A 19,513-nucleotide genomic window follows, 5' to 3' on the forward strand; every position below is an offset into this window, starting at 1 on the left:
TGCGCGTTCTACTCGTACACGGTCGCCGCCCGCAGGGCCCGCGCAAAAAAACTCCAGTCACCGTTGGTTGGCAACTCGCGGCCGGCATTGCTGTACCAGCCGTCCGCGTCGTCGATCCATGCAGCCAGGGCCTCCAGGAACCCAGCGATGTCCTGGTTCTCCCACCGCTCGCCCTCCTCGGCTTGGCTGCGGTGCAGGGCACGGACGAAGGACGCAAGGTCTTCTCTACTGCTGACGTGGTCAGGAGACGCGGTCATGCGCGGCACCCTACTCGGTCACGTCCAACTGGGCCGGAGAGGTAGCCCAGGCCACCGAGCGTCTACGCGCCTACGATGCAGGCCATGGGGACATCCGATTCCGCACCACTCATACGCGCCTGTTGGCTCTCATGGCTCGCGGTCGAGACTGTGGATCAGGCGGAGTTGGTGAAGGCCCTCGGCTTGACGGATATACGGGAGACCACCTGGGCCGATGGCGTGGAACTCATCGACGAGGTGGCACACGACGAGGAGGAGCCGTTCTCCACAGTCGTCGTTACTCCACCCATGCAGGGGTGGACCCTGGTCGTCGGACCGTACTTCGGCCTGCCCTATCTGCAGCAGACAGCGCATGTCACTGACCTGTGCCGAGAGTTGAGTGCGTACTTCGGCAAAGCCCAACTCTTCTTCCACAGTGAGCAGAACGACGGGGAGGCCTGGCTGATCGCCGAACGCGGACGGATCCTCAGGCGTTGGATCAGCGAGTACCCGGCGCTCGCCCTGGGCGAACCGTTCGGCGTCGAGCGACAACTCCTCGACGCCTACGGCATCGCGGGCAAGCCCGAGGATCTCGACCCCAGCAGCGACCTGGCCGGCGACTGGGCGGCGACCTGGGGGGATTGCTGGGCGACGACGGTCGCAGAGGAATCCAGCATCAACCCCACCACAGCCACCGCCGATACGGGCTCAATCAGCAGCATGTTGGTGGCAGCCGCTCCACCCTTCGAGTAGGCGCACCGCCTGCCACCGAAGGGGTTGCCGCCGACCACCTTAGGAGTGGGATCGCGTCCTTGCCGGGTGGTGCCCGGCGCTGCCGCGCGGTGCTGTTTCCCCTGGTCGGAACGGCACGGCGAGCCACTTGATCCGGCTCATGCCGCCCTGTGTCGGACCGTCCGCTCACGCATCGCTCACGCGCTGTTGGCTGCCGAGCAGCGCCTGGTCAGACCTGCCCGAGGTCGATCTCCACCGGGAACGGGGCCACTACCTTGAGGACGCCGGTGAACACGTCTCCGTCCCGGTAGGTCTTCGTCGCGGGGTCGAGAACGTAGGTGTACACGAGAGGAACGCCTGTCGCGGCCTGCTCGATCCGCCAGTAGAAGCCGATGCCTGCCTTGGCGTACTGGTCAACCTTCACGATCCGGTCGGTGGTCTCCGAACCTGGCGACACCACCTCCGCGACCAGCAGCACGTGCTCGGGGCGGGTTGGGGTGATGTCGATGGTGTCTGCCTGGTACACGACGACGTCGGGGCGGCGATTGGTGAGCGGGACGTCCTGAAGCCGGACGTCGAAGTCGGTGTCGGCGTTCCATTCCGGGCCCGCGGCGGCATCCAGGGCGTTCGCCAGAATCCGGGCCAGACGGTTGTGCCGCTTGGACGCACTCGGACTCACGACGACCATCCCGTCCACGATCTCGATACCGGCGCACTGCTCCTCGGACCACGACTCGTACTCCTCCGCCGTGATCTGCTCATGCATCCACGCCGGGGCCATCATCTCGGCCGTCATGAAGCACCTCCCGGACACTGTGCCGCGGGCCCGATCCCGCTGGATCGAGCGTACTGTCTGCCGTCCGCCCGGCACGCTGATCTCGCTCACGTCCCCTCCGTCGGTCGGCATCCGACCAGCGAGCCCACGACAGGCGAGGAACCAGTGCTGGCCCGCGGAACGTCCCGGGTCGGCAGCCGCGCCGTCGTCGAAGGACTGTACGGAGCGTTCACGACGCTGCGCCGGGCTACTGAACGAGGTGCGCCCCACCTGGTTGCCCTACGGAACGGACACCCGCTCACCGGCGAACCGGCGAGGGCGGCACCCCGCCCGTTCAGCCCCGGCAGCCTGCAGACGCTGGTCCCCGACATCACCGAACGCGACGTCTGCGGCCGGGCTGTGCTCGCCGGCCTATGAGACCTGCGGGCCTCCGCACGACAGGTGCACGTCGAAGAGTTCGGTCTGGCCTGAACCGGAAAGGGTCCCGACGTCCAGACCTGGGCGCAGCCCCGCCTCCAGGCTGAGCAGCATCCGGTCGCTCACGTAAAACGGCCCCGGACGAGGAGTCCGAGGCCGATTAGAGCGCCTCCCTGTGGGAGAACCCCCAGGTGCGGCGTAACACGTTGTGCCCCCGGCAGGATTCGAACCTGCGACACCCGCTTTAGGAGTTCGATCTCCGTCGCGTCTGGCGGACTCCAACTGTGGGCATTCAGGCCGTCGGCGGCCACTGAACACTGCGGCTGTCCATGCCCGTTGATGTCAGCGGTGGATGTCAGCGCAGGGCCGCACCCTGCGCGGCCAGTCCGGCGGTCAGGTTGCGCTGGTGGACCGATTTGCCACCTCGGTCGCACCAAGAGTCAGCGAGTCCGGGATGGCCCGGTAATCCCGGTAGTGGACGCTGCCGCCGACCGCGCCCTGACACGCCGAGCCGCCGCGCTCGCGCCGGCCACCACACAAATACTCAAGATCACTTAGGCCACGGGCCACGGCGGCACAGCCGCGAGCGGCCGCCGGACACGCCGCCCGGCCGCGTACCCCCCGATCCCCAGGCCGATCCCGACCAGGGTCTGCACGATCCCGAGGACCCCGAGCGCCACCAACACCGCTGGCACAGTGAAACCCTTCTGCACGCGCCCGAGCACCCCGGAGGCCGCGACGCTGCCCGACTGCTCGTCGAGGAAGAACCGCGAGTCGTTCGAGTTCCCCCGGTGGTCGCCCAGCAGGAACAACCGCCCGTCCGGCACCTGCACGTCGTACGGTCCGGTCCCCGGGTTCACTTCGCCGCGCATCACATACGGTTCGTCGACCGGCTTCCCGTTCACCGTGATCCGATTCCCGTCGCACACCACGTGATCGCCGCCCAATCCGATGACCCGCTGCAGGACCGGTCCGCCCTGATAGCGATCGGGCACTTGGACCAGTACGACATCACCCCTGCGTATCTCGCCCGCGTCGATCCGCTCGATGACCAGCCGCTCGCCCGAACGGTACGTGGGCTCCATCGCCTCGCTCATGACGGTGACCCCCTGGTAATTCGTGAGGAAGTACCCGATGCCCCCCAGCGCCAGGACCAGCCCGAGTGGCACCAGCACCCAGGCCGCGACTCCCAGCCCGCTGCCCACTCGCCGCTGCTGCATGAAAACCCCTCCCTTGAACCGCCCGAGGCCGGGCGGACCAGCAGAGGCTAAGCGGTCTCGGGGCGGGAACGCACCTCACTCCCCAAGGCCGCATAGGTCGGTGGAGTCTTTGGCCCAGTCAAGTGCTGGCGCAGGGGCCCTGGAGCACCAGTTCGGAAGACGCCGTGTGCAGACCGCGGCTGACCTGCCAAGTTCCTGACCTGGTCCGGAGCGCGACTGTCGCCGCTGTTCCCCGTCGGTCCCCGGAAGATCCCGCCGGACCGGGCATGGAACGGGCACGCCCGCCACAACCCCCTCCGCGGGGCTCAGTAGCCGAAGAAGTGACGCGGCACCTTCCTGACCTGCACGCACTCCAGCCGCCGCCCTTCTGGCCTGCGGGTCAGCGGTCGGCGGCTGTCGTCGCCTGTCATCGTTGAGTACCCTCGCACGGCCCAGGGACGGCCCCAGTTGGATGTATCGGGGTCACGGCCACCGTCTGGCTGTTCTCAGGGGGTGTCAGCACCGGGTGGCAGGATGCCGTGCCATGACCGCACCGATCAGTGAGTCGTGGACGCGAATCGAGAACTGGCTGGCCGAGCACGCGCCGGCGACCTACGCCGCGCTGGCGCCGCCCGCGGATCCGGCGGACATCGCCGCAGTCGAACGCGTCATCGGCCGGCCACTGCTGAAGCCCTTGGTGATGTCGCTGCTGCGGCACGACGGTCTCCTCAACCAGCGATTCTCGCTGCTGCCAGGGTTCTACAGACCGATGAGTGCACGCGAGATAGCGGCTGCGTGGCAACTTCTCACCGGCTTCTACGACAAAGGCACTGCGGATGAGAAAGGAGAGGAGGCGGACTACGACTTCATGAAGATTGGGGCCAGCAGCGTGCTGTACGGACATCCGCAGTTGATCCCCATCGCGCGGGACCTCGGCGGGGGTCACCTCGTCTTGGACCACCGTCCCGAGATCGACCGGGGGCGCGTCCACGAAGCCGAGGCCGTGGAAGGCATTATGCGCGTATCACACGAGATGTGGACGTCCCTGCCGGTGCTCATGGAGGCGATCGCCACGTCTCTCGAGACCTCCCAGCCCCTCAACGACTACACACCGGTAGTGGACGAGGAACAAAGGCTGTACTGGGACTTCATACCGCTGCGCAGTGACCGGACCTTGCATCGGTCATGACACAGCAGCGGATAGTGAGGTCGGTGGAGTCTCAATGGGCGAGTCAAACGGGCGGGGCGTCGCCCATCGGTTGAGGGCGGCGCCCCGCCTGGGACAGGTTCGAGCCTCATCGCAGCAACGCCAGAGGGTCCTTACCTACCCGGTAAGGACCCTCTGACCTGCTACCTAGCTGTCGGGGTGGCGGGATTTGAACCCACGACCTCTTCGTCCCGAAGCAACTTGGGATGGCAGTCGCGCGTCGGTCATCTATGGATGATCTCACTCGCCCGGTGTAGATCACCGCTTTAGGAGAGCAGGGGTCTGGGGACGGAGCCCCCAGGAAAGGGATGGGTCGGGTAGGGCGGCCGGGGCGAGGGAACGGCTTTGGGGCTACGCGGTCAAGGGGAACTCGGAGCCCAGCGCGTGGAAGACCGCCGTGTTGAGGGCGAATGCCCGCTTGCACTCAGTGATGATCCGCTGCTGCTCCAGATCGTCGGCGAGGACTCCGTCCAGCAGCTCGCGGTAACTCCGCTTGAACGCCGCCGGGTTGGTGATGTCCTCGAAGACGTAGAAGCGGACCCCGTCGCCCTTCCTGACGAAGCCCCAGGTCCGCTCGGCCTTGTCGCGGACGATCTGGCCGCCGGAGAGGTCGCCGAGGTAGCGGGTGTAGTGGTGGGCGACGTAGCCGCCGGGCCAGGTACGGGCACACTCCGTGACGCGGGCGGCGTAGGCCTGGGTCGCGGGCAGGGCGGTGAGCGTCGCGCGCCAGTCGGGGCCCCGGAGATGGGCCAGGTCGCGCTCCAGCGCGGTGCGACGCAGCAGCTCGGGCTGGATGAACGGCCCGGCCACCGGATCGGACGCCAGCCGCTCGGTCTCCGCCTCCAGTGCCTCGTACACGAACCACAGTTGCTCGGTGTAGCGCGCGTACGCCTCGACGCCGAGCCTGCCGCCGAGCAGGTCGCTCATGAACGTCGAGGTGTTCGCCTCCATGTGCAGCTCGTGCGAAGCGGTGCGGAGGAGAGTCGAGAAGGGGGTGCTCGACGTGTCCGTCGCGTTCATGGGGCCTCCGGTGCCGAAGGGGGAGGGGCGAGAGTCACTGACATTTTCTATGGTTAGGCTTACCTAAGTCAACCTTGTTCCCGACATCCTGTCGGTAAAAACGTACCCGGATTCCCGATCAGACCCACATAAGAAGGCAGACCCTGCCTGAAGAAGTCGGACCACATGAGAAAGCCCGCCCTGTGGACAGGGCGGGCTGAAGCGGTGGAACGACGTCCGCTACGGCAGGGTCAGGATCTCCGCGCCGCTGTCCGTCACCACCAGCGTGTGCTCGAACTGCGCCGTCCGCTTACGGTCCTTCGTCACGACGGTCCAGCCGTCGTCCCACATGTCGTACTCATGCGTACCGAGCGTGAGCATCGGCTCGATGGTGAAGGTCATTCCGGGCTGGATGACCGTCGTCGCGTGCGGGCTGTCGTAGTGCGGAACGATCAGCCCGGAGTGGAAGGACGAGTTGATCCCGTGTCCGGTGAAGTCCCGGACCACGCCGTAGCCGAAGCGCTTGGCGTACGACTCGATGACACGGCCGATGATGTTGATCTGGCGGCCGGGCTTGACCGCCTTGATCGCGCGGTTGAGGGACTCGCGGGTCCGCTCGACGAGGAGCTTCGACTCGTCGTCGACGTCGCCGACGAGGTACGTCGCGTTGTTGTCGCCGTGGACGCCGCCGATGTACGCCGTCACGTCGAGGTTGACGATGTCGCCGTCCCGCAGCACCGTGGAGTCGGGGATGCCGTGGCAGATGACCTCGTTGACGGAGGAGCACAGCGACTTGGGGAAACCGCGGTAGCCGAGGGTGGAGGGGTAGGCGCCGTAGTCGCACATGTACTCGTGTGCGACCCGGTCCAGCTCGTCCGTGGTGACGCCGGGCGCGATCAGCTTGGCGGCCTCGGCCATCGCCCGCGCGGCGATCCGCCCGGCGACCCGCATCGCCTCGATCGTCTCGGGGGTCTGCACCTCCGGACCGGTGTACGGCGTGGGGGCGGGCTTGCCCACGTATTCGGGGCGCCTGATGTTTCCCGGGACGGGACGGGTGGGAGAGAGCTCTCCTGGTGCAAGCAGCGACTGGCCAGACATGCCAGCGAGTCTAACCAGCGGGCATGGGGGACCATTGTCCGTGGCGAAAGGAGCCGGTCATGGCCCTCTTCAAGAAGCGGACCGTCGGCAAGCCCGGCGAGTGGTACTACTGCCTGGTTCACCAGAAGGTCGAGGAGGGCCCCGAGTGCCCCGCCAAGGACCGCTTCGGCCCGTACACCACCCGTCAGGAGGCCGAACAGGCGATGCAGACCGCCCAGGAACGCAACCTGGAGTGGGAGACGGACCCCAAGTGGCACGACGCGACGGCACCGGACCCGGACGGGGACCGGGACTGAGGCAGTCGGGATCGCTGAGACGGCCGGGATCGCTGACACAAGCCGGGATCGCTGAGACAGTCGGGACCGCTGAGACAGCCGGGACTGGCGAGGCAAGCGGGACCGACGAGGCCACCGGGACCTGGCGAGGCCACCGGGACCGGCGAGGCGAGCGGGACTGAACGAGGCGACCGGGACCGACGAGACGGCTGAGACCAGCGAGACGGGTGCGACAGCCGGGGCCGACTCGGCCCTCGGGCGGGAACCTGGTTCGGCGCCGGATTCCGGACCCAAGGGCGGCGAACCCGAGGCCCCGTCCGGCGTCCTACCACCGAGCCGTCGGCGGCGCCGTCAGCTGGTCCGCGAGCCGGGAGAGCCGGTCGCGGAAACGGCGGCGGCCCCGGGGCGAGGGCAGCGAGTTCTCCCCGGCCGCCGCGCTGACGAGGTGCTGAACGGTGTCGAGGTCGAGCTCCTGACCCGGCGGCACGGTCAGGGACTCGTGCGCCATCGCCCCCAGCTCGCGGTCCCCGGCGTCGAGCGCGAACACCGTCGCCCCGGCCCGCCGGGCGTCGTGGATCCGCTCCAGCAGCGGCGCCCCGGGCGCGGACGGGGACACCACGAGCAGGCTCTCCCCGCGGCGTGCGGCCTCGACGCGGCCGAGTCCCACCGCGAGGTGGGCCGGGTCCGAGTCCCGCGCCCCGTGCCGCACCAGCGTCGGCGACAGCTCCGGCGTGCCCGACCACGCCGCCTCGTCCACCAGATGCGCGGCCAGATGCCATGGCTCGTACTCCGCCGTGCCCACGAGCAGCAGCCCGCCCCCGTACGTCACCACGGACCCCCGCAGGGCTCCCGCGAACCGCCGCGTGGCACCCAACCACTCGGTCCCGGCGAGAACTTCGCGCAACAACGCCACCCGTACGGCATCCATACGACCGCATCCTGCCGCAACCGGCCACTCGTGATGAGGAGTTCACCACGAATTCGCCCGACGTGGGCAAGGGGCCCAGTCACCGGAGAGATCACCGATAACGACGTCGCACGAGGAGTCCGCCCATGGCACTGGTCACCGTCCCCTTCCGCGCGGGCCGTGAGGGATACGCGAGTTACCGGATCCCCGCGGTGGTCCGCACCGCCTCCGGCACCCTCCTCGCCTTCTGCGAGGGCCGGGTCGACTCCGCCCGCGACCACGGCCACATCGACATCGTGCTGAAGCGGTCGACGGACGGCGGCCGCACCTGGGGGCCGCTCCAGGCCGTCGCGAACAACGGCACCGACCTCGCCGGCAACCCCGCCCCCGTCGTCCTCGACACCGGCCGCGTCCTGCTCGTGCACGTCCGCGCGGCCGCCTCCGTCACCGAGGACGAGATCCGGCGCGGCAAGGTGAACGACGTCGACGGGCGCCGGGTGTGGGTGCAGCACAGCGACGACGACGGAGTCACCTGGACGGGCCTGCAGGAGATCACCAAGTCGGTGAAGAAGGCGGGCTGGCGTTGGTACGCCACCACGCCCGGCCACGCCCTCCAGCTCAGCACCGGCCGGGTCGTCGTCCCCGCCAACCACAGCGTCCCGCCCACCGGCACCGACGTCGGTGACGAGCCCCAGTACTACGGCGGCCACTGCCTGCTCAGCGACGACCGCGGCGAGACCTGGTCCATCGGCTACGTCGACGACAGCGCCACCGGCTACGTCAACGCCAACGAGACCACCGCCGCCGAACTCCCCGACGGCCGCGTCTACTTCAACACCCGCACCCAACACTCCAACCCCCGCCCGCCCTCCCCGCCACCCGGCAACCGCGCCGACGCCCACTCCGAGGACGGCGGCAGGACCCTCGTCAAGCCCTTCCGCCCGCAGGCCGGCCTGGCCGGCCCCGTCTGTCAGGCCGGCGTCCTCCAGCTCCGCGACCCCGACCTGCTCCTCTTCTCCGGCCCCGCCGCCCCCGCCGCCCGCGCCCTGATGACCCTCCGCGCCTCCGTTGACAACGGCAGGACCTGGCGGTCGGCGTTCACGGTCGACGGCCTGCCCGCCGCGTACTCCGACCTCGTCCGTGTCGACGCGTCCACGGTCGGACTTCTCTACGAGACGGGCGACTTCGGCGCGTACGAGACCATCACCTTCCGCGGGGTGCCCGTGACGGAGCTCACCTGAGCCGGTGGGAGAGCCGGGGCGGACGTAAAGTCGGCCCATGACCTCTACCGACAGTGCACAGAAGGCCCCCGCCAAGGACCCCTGGGACCTTCCCGACGTGTCCGGGCTCGTCGTCGGCGTGCTCGGCGGCACCGGCCCGCAGGGCAAGGGCCTCGCCTACCGGCTCGCCAGGGCCGGCCAGAAGGTGATCATCGGCTCCCGCGCCGCGGAGCGCGCGCAGAGCGCCGCCGAGGAGCTCGGGCACGGCGTCGAGGGCGCCGACAACGCCGAGTGCGCGCGCCGCAGCGACATCGTGATCGTCGCCGTACCGTGGGACGGGCACGGCAAGACCCTGGAGTCCCTGCGCGAGGAGCTGGCCGGCAAGCTCGTCGTCGACTGCGTCAACCCGCTCGGCTTCGACAAGAAGGGCGCGTACGCCCTGAAGCCCGAGGAGGGCAGCGCCGCCGAGCAGGCCGCCGTCCTGCTCCCGGACTCGCGCGTCACGGCCGCCTTCCACCACCTCTCCGCCGTCCTGCTCCAGGACCCGGAGATCGAGGAGATCGACACCGATGTGATGGTCCTCGGTGAGGAGCGCGCCGATGTGGAGATCGTGCAGGCGCTGGCCGGACGCATCCCCGGCATGCGCGGAGTCTTCTCGGGCCGGCTGCGCAACGCCCACCAGGTCGAGTCGTTGGTCGCGAACCTGATCTCCGTGAATCGGCGCTACAAGGCGCACGCGGGCCTGCGGGTCACCGACGTATAGAGGTGTGACGTATAGAGGGTGTACGGGCATGGGGGACACTGGACGCCGTAAAACGTCCTCGTCCGTCCGTCAGGAGTCGACCCCCATGCCCCGCCTCGCCCTCTACGCGCTCGCTGTCTGTGTCCTCGCCGTCGCCGCGGCCGTCGTCTCCTTCGTCCAGGGCAGCTGGCTGGGGATCGTGTGGGTGCTGCTGGCCGGGCTGTCGTCCAACATGTGCTGGTACTACGCGCGGCGCGGCAGGTCCGTCAGTTGACCGAGCAGAACTCGTTGCTGCCCTGCCAGAAGCGGAAGAGCTCCTGACCGCAGTACGTCTCCAGGTCGCTGATCCCCAGGCTGCCCAGGACCGAGTCGACCAGGTCGAAGAACGCGCTGTTGACCGACGGGACCCACAGCAGCGCGAACACGAACAGCAGGCCGAACGGCGCGAACGGCTCCACCTGGCGCTTGATGTTGTACGACAGCCAGGGCTCGATGACGCCGTAGCCGTCCAGGCCCGGCACCGGCAGGAAGTTCAGGATCGCGGCCGAGACCTGGAGCAGCGCCAGGAAGGCGAGGGCGTACTGGAAGTCGCGCGGCACGCCGTCCAGGGCGTCCAGCCAGAACGGCGCCGTGCAGACGATCGCGAACAGGACGTTCGTCAGCGGGCCCGCCGCCGAGATCAGGCTGTGCTTCCAGCGGCCCCGGATCCGGCTGCGCTCGATGAACACCGCGCCGCCCGGCAGACCGATCCCGCCCATGATCACGAAGAGCACGGGCAGCACGATGCTCAGCAGGGCGTGCGTGTACTTCAGCGGATTCAGCGTCAGATAGCCCTTGGCGCCGATCGAGATGTCGCCGCTGTGCAGCGCGGTGCGCGCGTGCGCGTACTCGTGCAGACAGAGCGAGACGATCCAGGCGGCCGTCACGAACAGGAACACGGCCACGCCGGGCTGCTCGGCGAAACCGGTCCATGTCGCCCAGCCGGTCACCGCCGTGACGGCCACGATCCCGACGAAGACGGGGCTGATCCTCCGGTCGCTACGGCGGGTCGCGGCGGTGGTCATGGGGCTCCCTGGACTGGTGCGCGTGTGCTGGGCCTGCCCGACCGTACCGGGCTCATGCCGAAAACGTCTCGCGATCGGCCATTGGTTCCGGAGAAGGTGGGGGCGTGAGGGGCGCGGGGGCGCCCGCGACCGACGGCCGTCATGTGAGGGCAGTCACGTGACGGCGACCACCTGACGGCACCAGAGACAATGGACCCCGTGCATTACCGCATTCTCGGCACCACCCAGGCACTTCGCCCCGACGGCACGGCCGTCCCGGTCGGCGGGGCGCGGCTGCGTGCCCTGCTGACCGTGCTCGCGCTGCGGCCAGGCAGGACCGTGCCCGCGGCCGTCCTGGTCGACGAGGTGTGGGACGGCGACCCGCCCGCCGACGCGCCCGGTGCGCTGCAGGCGCTGGTCGGGCGGTTGCGCAGGGCGCTCGGGCCGGACGCGGTGGACTCGGCGGACGGCGGCTACCGGCTCGCCGCGGCGGCCGACGACATCGACCTGCACCGTTTCGAGCGGCTGGCGGGCGAGGGTATCCGTGCGCTCGCCGACGGCGACCCCGCGAAGGCGGCCGCGGTCCTCGACGACGCCCTCGGCCTGTGGCGCGGCCCCGCCCTCGCCGACCTCCCGGACCGCACCGCCGAGGCGGCCCGCTGGGAGACCCGCCACCTCGATGTGCGCCGCGCCCAGCTCACCGCGGCCCTCGCCCTCGGCCGCGCCGAGCAGTCCCTGCCCGAACTCATCGCCCTGTGCGACCTCCACCCCCTGGACGAGCCCCTCCACGCCCTGCGCCTGCGCGCCCTGCGCGACGCCGGCCGTCCCGCCGAGGCCCTCGCCGCGTACGAGTCGGTGCGCGGGCTGCTGGCCGACCGTCTGGGCTCGGACCCGGGGCCCGAACTGCGCTCCCTGCACAGGGAGTTGCTGGCGCCGGCCGATGGGGACGCCGCGGCGGGGCATGGCCAGGGTGTGCACGGCGGGGGCACCTGGAACACCGCCGCGCACCGCGCCGGTCAAGACGGTTCTGGCGTCCGGACCGCGGGAGCCGGCACCCCGGCCCCCGACGGAGGAGGCGCGGCGCAAGCGGTGGGGCGGGACGGAGCCACCGGTCGGGCCGCCACCCCGTCCGGCGCGCGCGTGAGCGGCTCGGCGGCGGCCGGCGCCCGAACTCCGGCCCCGGGCGCCTCCCCGCGCCGCGACGGCGCCCCCGCCCCCGCCCCCGCGGAAGGCACCACCCCCGCGGAAACCGACGCTTCCCCCGCCGAAGGCAGCGCCGCCCCCGCCCTGGGGTCCGCCGACCTCTCCCGTACCCGTCCCACCCCCACACCCCCGCCCCCCGGAAACCTCCGCGCCCGTCTCACCTCCTTCGTCGGGCGGGCGGCCGACATCGACACCATCCGGAGTGACCTCGCGTCCGCCCGGCTCGTGACGTTGCTCGGGCCGGGCGGGGCCGGGAAGACGCGGCTGTCGCAGGAGGCGGCGGAGGCCGTGGCGTACGCGGCGCGGGACGGGGTGTGGCTGGCCGAACTCGCCCCGGTCGACGACCCGGAGGCCGTACCCGAGGCCGTACTCACCGCCGTAGGAGCGCGCGAGACCGTGCTGCGCGGCGCCGGCGCCGAGGAGATGCGGGCCGTCGACCGGCACGACGACCCCCTCAGCCGACTCGCCGAGCACTGCGCCAGGCGCCGCATGCTGCTGATCCTCGACAACTGCGAGCACGTCGTGGACGCCGCCGCGCATCTGGTCGAGGAGCTGCTGGAGAGGTGTCCGGAGCTGACGGTGCTCGCCACCAGCCGTGAACCCCTCGGCGTACCGGGGGAGTTGCTGCGGCCGGTGGAGCCGCTGCCGCAGCCGTTCGCGTTGCGGCTGTTCGCCGACCGGGGGGCCTCCGCGCGGCCCGGTTTCCGGATCGAGGACGACCCGGACGCGGTCGCCGAGATCTGTCGCCGCCTCGACGGGCTGCCGCTCGCCATCGAACTCGCCGCGGCCCGGCTGCGGATGCTCACCCCGCGGCAGATCGCCGACCGGCTCGACGACCGGTTCCGGCTGCTGACCTCCGGCAGCCGTACCGTGCTGCCGCGCCAGCAGACCCTGCGGGCCGTCGTCGACTGGTCCTGGGACCTTCTCGACGAGGACGAACGAGACGTCCTGCGGAGGCTGTCCGTCTTCGCGGGCGGCTGCGACCTCGCCGCCGCCGAGGCGGTCTGCGGGCCCGCCGTGCTGGAGGCGCTCGGTTCGCTCGTCGACAAGTCCCTGGTCGTGGCCGCGCCTTCGAACGACGCGGGGATGCGCTACCGGCTCCTGGAGACCGTCGGCGAGTACGCGGGCGAGCGGCTCGACGAGGCCGGGCAGCGTGCCGCCGCCGAGCGCGCCCATCTCACCTACTACCGCGAACTCGCCCGCACCACCGACCCTCAACTGCGTGGCTCCGGCCAGCGCGCCGCGATCGAGCGGCTGGAACGGGAGTCGGAGAACGTCCGCGCCGCCCTCCAGCACGCGGTCGCCACACAGGACGAGCAGGAGGCACTCTGCCTGGTGCTCTCGCTGACCTGGTACTGGCAGATGCGCGACCTGCGCCTGATGGCCCGCCACTGGTCCCGCGAGGTCATGGCGCTGGGCCCCGACCCCTTCACGGAGCCCGTCCGACCGGCCGCCCCACTGCGCGAGAGTTGCACGGACGCCCCGCCGCCGATGCGCCCCGAAGTCCTGGAAGAGGCCCGCCGCGGCGTGCACCTCGTCCATCTCGCCTGCATGGACATGGACCTGGCGGCCTGGGAGACCCCGCAGGCCAAGCAGAAACTGCGCGTCATCAGCCAGACCTACCGGCCGGGCCTCCCGCAGACCTGCCGCACTCCCGGCACTCTCTGGTTCTACGCCGTGCTCCTGACCGGCGACATGGACCGGATGCGCTCCGTCATCGACGAGACCGTCCGCACCTGCCGCGAACTCGGCTACGACTGGGAACTCGCCTCCGCCCTCCAGCTGCGCGCCAACATCCTCGCCAACCGTGCCAGTTGGGCGGGCGACGCGACCCGCGACGCCAATGAGGCACTGGACCTGTTCACCGGGATGGGAGACTCCTGGGGCGCCGCCGAGGCGCTGTCCGCCCGCGGCGAATCGAATGAGCGCCGGGGCGAGTACGAGCTCGCCGCCGCGGACTACGCGGAGGCGATCACACACGCCGAACGGCTCGGCGCGCACGCCCAGACGGCCGTGCTCAGCGCCCGCCTCGGCGGCGTGCTCATCGAGGGCGGCGACGCCGAGCGCGGTGAGCGCATGCTGTGGGACGTCCTGGCGAAGGTCGAGGGAATCCTCAGCGAGGCCATGCCCGCCTCCCGGCTGTTCCTGGCGATGTGGCTCGGCCGCACCGGCCGGATCGCCGAGGCGCGCGAGCAGATGCGCCTGCTGCGCGCGAACTTCGAAGGCGTCAACTTCGTGGTCTTCGACGGTTTCGTGCTGGGCGTCGAGGCCTTGCTGGACGCGCGCGAAGGGCAGTACGCGGCAGCCTTGGAGAAGGTGCGGACGGCGATGGCACGGGCGGGTGACACGCTGTCGCAGATGATCGCGCCGCACCTGCCCTCCGCGCATCTGACCACCGCCGCCATCGCCATCATGGGCGAGGACGGCGGGCGCCGCGCCCCCGACGCGGCCCGGCTCCTCGGTGCCGCCGACCATCTGCTGCCGGCCGACCACTTCGTGGGCCCGACGGAGGACGAGGTGCGCGCCCGGGCCGAGGCCGACGTGCGGGCCGTGCTCGACCCCGCGACGTTCGAGGCCGCGTACGCCGAGGGCGGCGGGCTCTCCGTGGAGGAGGCCGCCGCCCTCATCTGACGCGGACCGGGGTTGCCCGACTTCAGCTCTTGGTACGGAACTTGTGGACGGCTATCGGCATCATGACCGCGGTGAGGCCGACCGCCCAGATCAGCGTCACCAGCACGTCGTGGGCGATCGGCTGGCCGCCGTTCATCAGGCCGCGGGCCGCGTCCGCCAGCGACGAGAGCGGGTTGTAGTCGGTGAAGGCCTGGAGCCAGCCGGGCATGGTGTCGGTCGGGGCGAAGATGGACGAACCGAACTGCAGAGGGAACAGCACGAGAAACCCCATTGCCTGAATCGACTGGGCGTTCTTCATCACCACGCCCATGGTCAGGAAGATCCACATGATGCCGAAGCCGAAGACCGCCGCGAGACCGATGGCGGCGAGCAGCCCGGCGACGTTCGACACGGACAGGCCGAGGATGAAGCCCACCGTGAGCAGCACGGTCGTGGCGACCAGCATGCGGCCGATCTCGACCACGATCTTGGCGATCAGGACCGAGGAGCGGGCGATCGGCAGGGACCGGAAGCGGTCCATCACGCCCGTCTGGAAGTCCTGGCTGAAGCCGGTGCCGACCCCCATGGCGATGTTCATGCCCATCATCGCCATCAGGCCGGGGACCACGTAGTTGACGTACTCGTCCTGGTTGCCCTTGCCCGCGATCGAGCCGCCGAAGACGAACACGAACAGCAGACAGAAGACGATGGGCATCAGGATCGCGTCGAACATCGACTCGGGGTCCTGGCGGATCCACAGCAGGTTGCGGCGGACCAGGGCGCCGATGTGGCGCAGGTTGGCGCGCAGACCGATCCGGCCGTCCGCGAGCTCGGCGGTGGCGGGCGGGGTCAGGGTGGCGGCGCTCATACGGCGACCTCCGCGAACTCGGGGGAATCGGGGGACTTGGCGGCGGCGTCCTGTGGGGCACTGGCCTTGTGGCCGGTGAGGGACAGGAACACCTCGTCCAGGCTGGGCAGTTCGGTGGCGATCCCGCCGAGCGTGATGCCGCGGGCGGCGAGCGCGCCGACCACCGCGGTCAGCTGCTCGTCGCTGAGGATCGGGACGAGCACGGTGCCGGTCTCGACGTCCACGGTCGCGCTGCCCGGGCCGGTGAGGCCGAACTCGTCGAGCGCCAGCGCCGTCGGGCGCAGCTCCAGCGGGTCGGCCGGGCGGATGCGCAGCGTACGGCCGCCGACCCGCGCCTTCAGCTCGTCGATGCGGCCGCTCGCGATGACCTTGCCGCGGTCGACGACCGTCAGCTCGGAGGCCAGCTGCTCGGCCTCCTCCATGTACTGGGTGGTGAGCAGCACGGTGGCGCCGTCGGCGACCATGCGCTTGACCTCCTGCCAGACCTCGTTACGCGTACGCGGGTCGAGTCCGGTCGTCGGTTCGTCCAGGAACAGGACGGCCGGGTTGCCGATCATGGAGGCGGCCAGATCGAGCCGGCGGCGCATACCCCCGGAGTACGTCGACGCCGGGCGCTTGGCGGCCTCGGTGAGCGAGAAGCGCTCCAGCAGCTCGTCGGCGCGGCGACGGGCGTCCTTGCGGGACAGGTCGAGCAGCCGCCCGATCATGTACAGGTTCTCCCAGCCGGGGAGCTTCTCGTCCACGGAGGCGTACTGGCCGGTGAGGCCTATCACGCGGCGCAGCTGGCGGGGCTGGCGCAGCACGTCGTAGCCGGCCACCGTCGCCTGGCCGGAGTCGGGGGTGATGAGGGTGGACAGGATGCGCACGAGGGTGGTCTTGCCGGCGCCGTTGGGACCCAGCACGCCGAGGACGGTGCCCTCGTGGACGTCCAGGTCCACGCCGTCCAGTGCCTTGGTCTCGCCGTAGTGCTTGACCAGCCCCCGCACGGTGACGGCACCCCTGGTGCCGATGCCGGGGTTCTTGTCGATTCGCGTCATGCCGACAAAGATGCCAGCCGCCACCGACAACCCACCGACAAGCCGCCGACAGACCGCCTACAGGGGCGTACGGTCGCCGATATATCGTCGGCAGCGGCCTCATCGGAAACGGCGACAGCCCGCCGACGGGGGATTTCGGCGGGCTGCCTTCGTGCCACAGTGGCTCAGGGGCTGCTGGGTCCTAGTGGACGGAGTGCTCTTCCAGCGGGAACGTTCCGCCGACGACGTCATCGGCGAACGCCTTCGCCGCGTTGCCCATGACCTGGCGCAGATCGGCGTACTGCTTGACGAACTTCGGCACCTTGCCGCCGGTCAGGCCGAGCATGTCGGTCCAGACGAGGACCTGCGCGTCGGTCTGCGGACCCGCGCCGATGCCGACCGTCGGGATGTGCAGGGTCCGCGTGACCTCGGCGGCGAGCTCCGCCGGGACCAGCTCCAGGACGACGGCGAAGGCGCCCGCGTCCTGGACCGCCTTGGCGTCGCGCAGCAGCTGCTGGGCGGCCTCCTCGCCGCGGCCCTGGACGCGGTAGCCCATGGCGTTCACGGACTGGGGCGTGAGCCCGATGTGGGCCATGACGGGGATACCGGACTCGACCAGCAGCTCGATCTGGCGGTGCGAGCGCTCGCCGCCCTCCAGCTTCACCGCGCCGACCCCGGCCTCCTTGACCAGGCGGGTGGCCGAACGCAGGGCCTGGACCGGGCCTTCCTGGTACGACCCGAAGGGCAGGTCGGCGACGATCAGGGCGCGACTGGTGCCCCGTACCACCGCGGCCGACAGCATCGTCATCTCGTCGAGGGTGACGGGCACGGTCGTCTCGTACCCGAGGTGGCAGTTGCCCGCAGAGTCGCCGACGAGCATGACCGGGATGCCGGCCTCGTCGAAGACGGACGCGGTCATCGCGTCGTACGCGGTGAGCATGGGCCACTTCTCGCCGCGCTCCTTGGCGGCGGCGATGTCGCGAACAGTGATACGGCGCGTGCCCTTCCCCCCGTACAGCGCCTTGCTGCCGTCGGAGGGCTTGGTCGGGGCAGCCGAAAGCTGCGTCATTGCAACGGCTCCTTACGTCATCTCGAGGCGCCCTGACGGCGTCCCCGGATCGCCTCCATGGTGGCACCTCGTGCCACCGCGTGCCAGACCGGGGCGCGGACATGCGTCTGCGCCTCCACTCGCCGCACAAGGTCTCGGTGTCGCCGGGCAAGGTCTCCGCAGAAGTCGTAGGGTCTCTGTAAAGGATTTACGATACGATACGGTTCCGTATCGAATCTCGTTAGGGTCTGCCCCATGACGACTTCCGCTGCCGCCGCCGAACGGCGGGTGCCTGAAACGGTGCACAGGCGCCGCTGGGTCATTCTCGGCGTGCTCATGCTCAGCCTGTTGATCGTGGTGCTCGACAATTCGATCCTCAACGTCGCGATCAAGACGATCTCGACTCCCGCTCCCGCCGGGCTCGGCGCCACCCAGAGCGAGCTGGAGTGGGCCATCAACGCCTACACGCTCGTCTTCGCCGGGCTGCTCTTCACCGCGGGTCTCCTCGGCGACCGGCTCGGCCGCAAGAAGGTGCTGCTCGCCGGCCTCGCCGTCTTCGGCATCGGTTCGGCGCTGGCGGCGGAGGCCGGTTCGCCGGTCCAGCTCATCGTGTTCCGCGCCGTGATGGGTATCGGCGCCGCCTTCGTGATGCCCGCCACCCTCGCCGTCCTCATGAACGTCTTCGAGCGCGACGAGCAGCCCAAGGCCATCGGCATCTGGGCCGGCGGCGTCGGCGTCGCCATCGCGGTCGGCCCGATCACCGGCGGCGTACTCCTCGACCACTTCTGGTGGGGCTCGGTCTTCCTGGTCAATGTGCCGATCGTGCTGCTCGCGATCATCCTGATGTTCTGGCTGGTTCCGGACTCCCGCGACCCGAAGCCCGGCCGCGTCGACCTGGTCGGTGTCGTGCTGTCCGTCGTCGGGCTCGTGCTGCTCGTCTACGGCATCATCAAGGGCGGCCAGGTGGCCGACTTCACCGACGCGACGGTCCTCGGGGCCATCGGGGCCGGGCTCGCCGTGCTCGTCCTCTTCGTCGTCTACGAGAAGCGCAGCGACCACCCGTCGATAGACGTCACGTACTTCAAGAACAAGGTGTTCTCGGCGGCCATGTCCGCCGTCGCGCTCGTCTTCTTCGCGCTGATGGGCGTGACCTTCTTCTCCGTCTTCTACACCCAGAGTGTGCGGGGCTACTCGCCGCTGCAGACCGGCCTGCTGATGCTGCCGCTCGCCGCGGCCCAGTTCTACTTCGCGCCGCGCGCCCGCCTCGTCGTCGACCGCATCGGTCACAAGGCCACCTGCACCGGAGGCCTGCTGCTTCTCGGCGCGACGCTGGGCGCGTTCGCCCTGCTGGAGGCGGACACGCCGATCTGGATCCTCGAAGTCGTCTTCTTCCTCATGGGCGCCGGAATGGCGCACATCATGACCCCGACGAGTGTCGTCATCATGCAGGCTCTGCCGCGCGAGAAGGCGGGCTCCGCGTCCGCCCTCAGCAACACCTTCCGCCAGGTCGGCGGCGCCCTCGGCATCGCCATCCTCGGCTCGGTCCTCTCCACCGCCTACCGCAACGACATCGACGACCACCTCTCCCTCCTCCCGGCCGGCCTGCGCCACACCGCGGGCGAGTCCATCGAGGCCACCCTCGGCGTCGCCGCCCGGCTCGGCCCCAAGGGCGACGCCCTGATCGCCCCGGCCAACGACGCCTTCCTGCACGCCATGCACGTCACCGCCCTGTGCGGCGCGGCGGTCGCGGTCTTCGGCGCGGTGATCGTCGCCCTGTTCCTGCCGGGCCGCACACCGGCCGGGCGGCAGGAGGAGGGGGAGGGGGAGGGGGAGCTGGTGGGAGTGGAGCGGCAGTAAAGGAACACCCCGGCGCATCGAGGAACCATCGATCGAGGAACCATCGCCGGAATCGAGGAAC

At 70.1% G+C, this 19,513-nt stretch carries 18 protein-coding genes and 1 pseudogene; 8 read left to right on the forward strand and 11 right to left on the reverse strand.

Annotation, left to right across the window (positions count from 1 at the left end):
• Positions 1-8: 8 nt before the first annotated feature.
• Positions 9-257 (reverse strand): DUF7660 family protein, encoded by a 249-nt coding sequence (locus ACX28W_RS24505; protein WP_459001478.1) that lies wholly within the window; start codon positions 255-257, stop codon positions 9-11.
• 84 nt (positions 258-341) lie between these two features.
• Between ACX28W_RS24505 and ACX28W_RS24510 the strand changes: the two genes are divergently transcribed.
• Entirely contained in the window at positions 342-989 is a 648-nt protein-coding gene (locus tag ACX28W_RS24510) for a hypothetical protein (protein ID WP_459001479.1), read from the forward strand.
• Between the two features lie 208 nt (positions 990-1,197).
• Here the strand turns inward: ACX28W_RS24510 and ACX28W_RS24515 are convergent, their stop codons facing one another.
• The 3 genes and pseudogenes from ACX28W_RS24515 to lepB all read right to left on the reverse strand — a co-directional run bounded on the left by ACX28W_RS24515 (position 1,198) and on the right by lepB (position 3,380).
• The gene (locus ACX28W_RS24515; RefSeq protein ID WP_451272076.1) at positions 1,198-1,764 is read right to left on the reverse strand and encodes a Uma2 family endonuclease; all 567 of its coding nucleotides are present in this window, start codon (positions 1,762-1,764) and stop codon (positions 1,198-1,200) included.
• A gap of 757 nt (positions 1,765-2,521) precedes the next feature.
• Positions 2,522-2,646: pseudogene (locus tag ACX28W_RS24520) on the reverse strand (FtsK/SpoIIIE domain-containing protein); the annotation flags it as partial.
• A gap of 68 nt (positions 2,647-2,714) precedes the next feature.
• The gene (lepB, locus tag ACX28W_RS24525; RefSeq protein ID WP_459001481.1) at positions 2,715-3,380 is read right to left on the reverse strand and encodes a signal peptidase I; all 666 of its coding nucleotides are present in this window, start codon (positions 3,378-3,380) and stop codon (positions 2,715-2,717) included.
• Between the two features lie 523 nt (positions 3,381-3,903).
• Here lepB and ACX28W_RS24530 point away from each other — a divergent pair.
• Positions 3,904-4,548 (forward strand): SMI1/KNR4 family protein, encoded by a 645-nt coding sequence (locus tag ACX28W_RS24530; RefSeq protein WP_459001482.1) that lies wholly within the window; start codon positions 3,904-3,906, stop codon positions 4,546-4,548.
• A gap of 369 nt (positions 4,549-4,917) precedes the next feature.
• Here the strand turns inward: ACX28W_RS24530 and ACX28W_RS24535 are convergent, their stop codons facing one another.
• Together ACX28W_RS24535 and map are read right to left on the reverse strand one after the other, a co-directional pair.
• On the reverse strand, positions 4,918-5,586 hold the full coding sequence (locus tag ACX28W_RS24535; protein WP_459001484.1) for a biliverdin-producing heme oxygenase: 669 nt from the start codon (positions 5,584-5,586) through the stop codon (positions 4,918-4,920).
• Between the two features lie 219 nt (positions 5,587-5,805).
• A complete protein-coding gene (map, locus tag ACX28W_RS24540) occupies positions 5,806-6,663 on the reverse strand; it encodes a type I methionyl aminopeptidase (protein WP_459001486.1) in 858 nt (285 codons plus the stop codon).
• A 59-nt stretch (positions 6,664-6,722) separates the two neighbouring features.
• On the opposite strand from map, the gene ACX28W_RS24545 reads away from it, so the two are divergent.
• Complete coding sequence (locus ACX28W_RS24545) at positions 6,723-6,959, forward strand: hypothetical protein (protein ID WP_459001487.1); 237 nt, start codon at positions 6,723-6,725, stop codon at positions 6,957-6,959.
• 304 nt (positions 6,960-7,263) lie between these two features.
• Here the strand turns inward: ACX28W_RS24545 and ACX28W_RS24550 are convergent, their stop codons facing one another.
• Positions 7,264-7,866: a hypothetical protein gene (locus ACX28W_RS24550; RefSeq protein WP_459001489.1), complete on the reverse strand. Its 603-nt coding sequence runs from the start codon at positions 7,864-7,866 to the stop codon at positions 7,264-7,266.
• A 125-nt stretch (positions 7,867-7,991) separates the two neighbouring features.
• Between ACX28W_RS24550 and ACX28W_RS24555 the strand changes: the two genes are divergently transcribed.
• The 3 genes from ACX28W_RS24555 to ACX28W_RS24565 are packed head-to-tail and all read left to right on the forward strand — an operon-like array spanning position 7,992 to position 10,081.
• Positions 7,992-9,086 (forward strand): sialidase family protein, encoded by a 1,095-nt coding sequence (locus tag ACX28W_RS24555; protein WP_459001491.1) that lies wholly within the window; start codon positions 7,992-7,994, stop codon positions 9,084-9,086.
• A gap of 37 nt (positions 9,087-9,123) precedes the next feature.
• A complete protein-coding gene (gene npdG, locus ACX28W_RS24560; RefSeq protein ID WP_459001493.1) occupies positions 9,124-9,828 on the forward strand; it encodes an NADPH-dependent F420 reductase in 705 nt (234 codons plus the stop codon).
• A gap of 28 nt (positions 9,829-9,856) precedes the next feature.
• Positions 9,857-10,081: a hypothetical protein gene (locus ACX28W_RS24565; protein WP_459001495.1), complete on the forward strand. Its 225-nt coding sequence runs from the start codon at positions 9,857-9,859 to the stop codon at positions 10,079-10,081.
• Here the strand turns inward: ACX28W_RS24565 and ACX28W_RS24570 are convergent.
• Complete coding sequence (locus ACX28W_RS24570) at positions 10,074-10,871, reverse strand: site-2 protease family protein (protein WP_459001496.1); 798 nt, start codon at positions 10,869-10,871, stop codon at positions 10,074-10,076. The two genes, ACX28W_RS24565 and ACX28W_RS24570, sit on opposite strands and share 8 nt — an antisense overlap.
• A 189-nt stretch (positions 10,872-11,060) precedes the next feature.
• Between ACX28W_RS24570 and ACX28W_RS24575 the strand changes: the two genes are divergently transcribed.
• Positions 11,061-14,684: an AfsR/SARP family transcriptional regulator gene (locus tag ACX28W_RS24575; RefSeq protein WP_459001498.1), complete on the forward strand. Its 3,624-nt coding sequence runs from the start codon at positions 11,061-11,063 to the stop codon at positions 14,682-14,684.
• Positions 14,685-14,706: 22 nt separating this feature from the next.
• Here ACX28W_RS24575 and ACX28W_RS24580 read toward each other — a convergent pair whose 3' ends face one another.
• The 3 genes from ACX28W_RS24580 to panB form a co-directional block, all read right to left on the reverse strand.
• A complete protein-coding gene (locus ACX28W_RS24580; RefSeq protein WP_459001499.1) occupies positions 14,707-15,531 on the reverse strand; it encodes an ABC transporter permease in 825 nt (274 codons plus the stop codon).
• The gene (locus tag ACX28W_RS24585; RefSeq protein WP_459001500.1) at positions 15,528-16,568 is read right to left on the reverse strand and encodes an ATP-binding cassette domain-containing protein; all 1,041 of its coding nucleotides are present in this window, start codon (positions 16,566-16,568) and stop codon (positions 15,528-15,530) included. Before ACX28W_RS24585 ends, ACX28W_RS24580 begins: the two co-directional genes overlap by 4 nt.
• Positions 16,569-16,749: 181 nt before the next feature.
• The gene (gene panB, locus ACX28W_RS24590) at positions 16,750-17,616 is read right to left on the reverse strand and encodes a 3-methyl-2-oxobutanoate hydroxymethyltransferase (protein ID WP_459001501.1); all 867 of its coding nucleotides are present in this window, start codon (positions 17,614-17,616) and stop codon (positions 16,750-16,752) included.
• 234 nt (positions 17,617-17,850) lie between these two features.
• Here panB and ACX28W_RS24595 point away from each other — a divergent pair, with 234 nt between their 5' ends.
• Entirely contained in the window at positions 17,851-19,452 is a 1,602-nt protein-coding gene (locus tag ACX28W_RS24595) for an MFS transporter (protein WP_459001502.1), read from the forward strand.
• The last annotated feature ends 61 nt before the right edge of the window (positions 19,453-19,513 follow it).

Source organism: Streptomyces sp. SD15 (genome assembly GCF_054462255.1).

Excerpts from the sequence above, each read along its gene's own strand:
- ACX28W_RS24535 (WP_459001484.1), bottom strand. The coding sequence starts at position 5,586 with ATGAACGCGACGGACACGTCGAGCACCCCCTTCTCGACTCTCCTCCGC.
- panB (WP_459001501.1), bottom strand. The coding sequence starts at position 17,616 with ATGACGCAGCTTTCGGCTGCCCCGACCAAGCCCTCCGACGGCAGCAAG.
- ACX28W_RS24580 (WP_459001499.1), bottom strand. The coding sequence starts at position 15,531 with ATGAGCGCCGCCACCCTGACCCCGCCCGCCACCGCCGAGCTCGCGGAC.
- ACX28W_RS24555 (WP_459001491.1), top strand. The coding sequence starts at position 7,992 with ATGGCACTGGTCACCGTCCCCTTCCGCGCGGGCCGTGAGGGATACGCG.
- lepB (WP_459001481.1), bottom strand. The coding sequence starts at position 3,380 with ATGCAGCAGCGGCGAGTGGGCAGCGGGCTGGGAGTCGCGGCCTGGGTG.
- ACX28W_RS24510 (WP_459001479.1), top strand. The coding sequence starts at position 342 with ATGGGGACATCCGATTCCGCACCACTCATACGCGCCTGTTGGCTCTCA.
- ACX28W_RS24585 (WP_459001500.1), bottom strand. The coding sequence starts at position 16,568 with ATGACGCGAATCGACAAGAACCCCGGCATCGGCACCAGGGGTGCCGTC.
- ACX28W_RS24550 (WP_459001489.1), bottom strand. The coding sequence starts at position 7,866 with ATGGATGCCGTACGGGTGGCGTTGTTGCGCGAAGTTCTCGCCGGGACC.
- ACX28W_RS24570 (WP_459001496.1), bottom strand. The coding sequence starts at position 10,871 with ATGACCACCGCCGCGACCCGCCGTAGCGACCGGAGGATCAGCCCCGTC.
- ACX28W_RS24505 (WP_459001478.1), bottom strand. The coding sequence starts at position 257 with ATGACCGCGTCTCCTGACCACGTCAGCAGTAGAGAAGACCTTGCGTCC.
- ACX28W_RS24565 (WP_459001495.1), top strand. The coding sequence starts at position 9,857 with ATGGGGGACACTGGACGCCGTAAAACGTCCTCGTCCGTCCGTCAGGAG.
- ACX28W_RS24530 (WP_459001482.1), top strand. The coding sequence starts at position 3,904 with ATGACCGCACCGATCAGTGAGTCGTGGACGCGAATCGAGAACTGGCTG.
- ACX28W_RS24595 (WP_459001502.1), top strand. The coding sequence starts at position 17,851 with ATGACGACTTCCGCTGCCGCCGCCGAACGGCGGGTGCCTGAAACGGTG.
- map (WP_459001486.1), bottom strand. The coding sequence starts at position 6,663 with ATGTCTGGCCAGTCGCTGCTTGCACCAGGAGAGCTCTCTCCCACCCGT.
- ACX28W_RS24545 (WP_459001487.1), top strand. The coding sequence starts at position 6,723 with ATGGCCCTCTTCAAGAAGCGGACCGTCGGCAAGCCCGGCGAGTGGTAC.
- ACX28W_RS24575 (WP_459001498.1), top strand. The coding sequence starts at position 11,061 with ATGGACCCCGTGCATTACCGCATTCTCGGCACCACCCAGGCACTTCGC.
- ACX28W_RS24515 (WP_451272076.1), bottom strand. The coding sequence starts at position 1,764 with ATGACGGCCGAGATGATGGCCCCGGCGTGGATGCATGAGCAGATCACG.
- npdG (WP_459001493.1), top strand. The coding sequence starts at position 9,124 with ATGACCTCTACCGACAGTGCACAGAAGGCCCCCGCCAAGGACCCCTGG.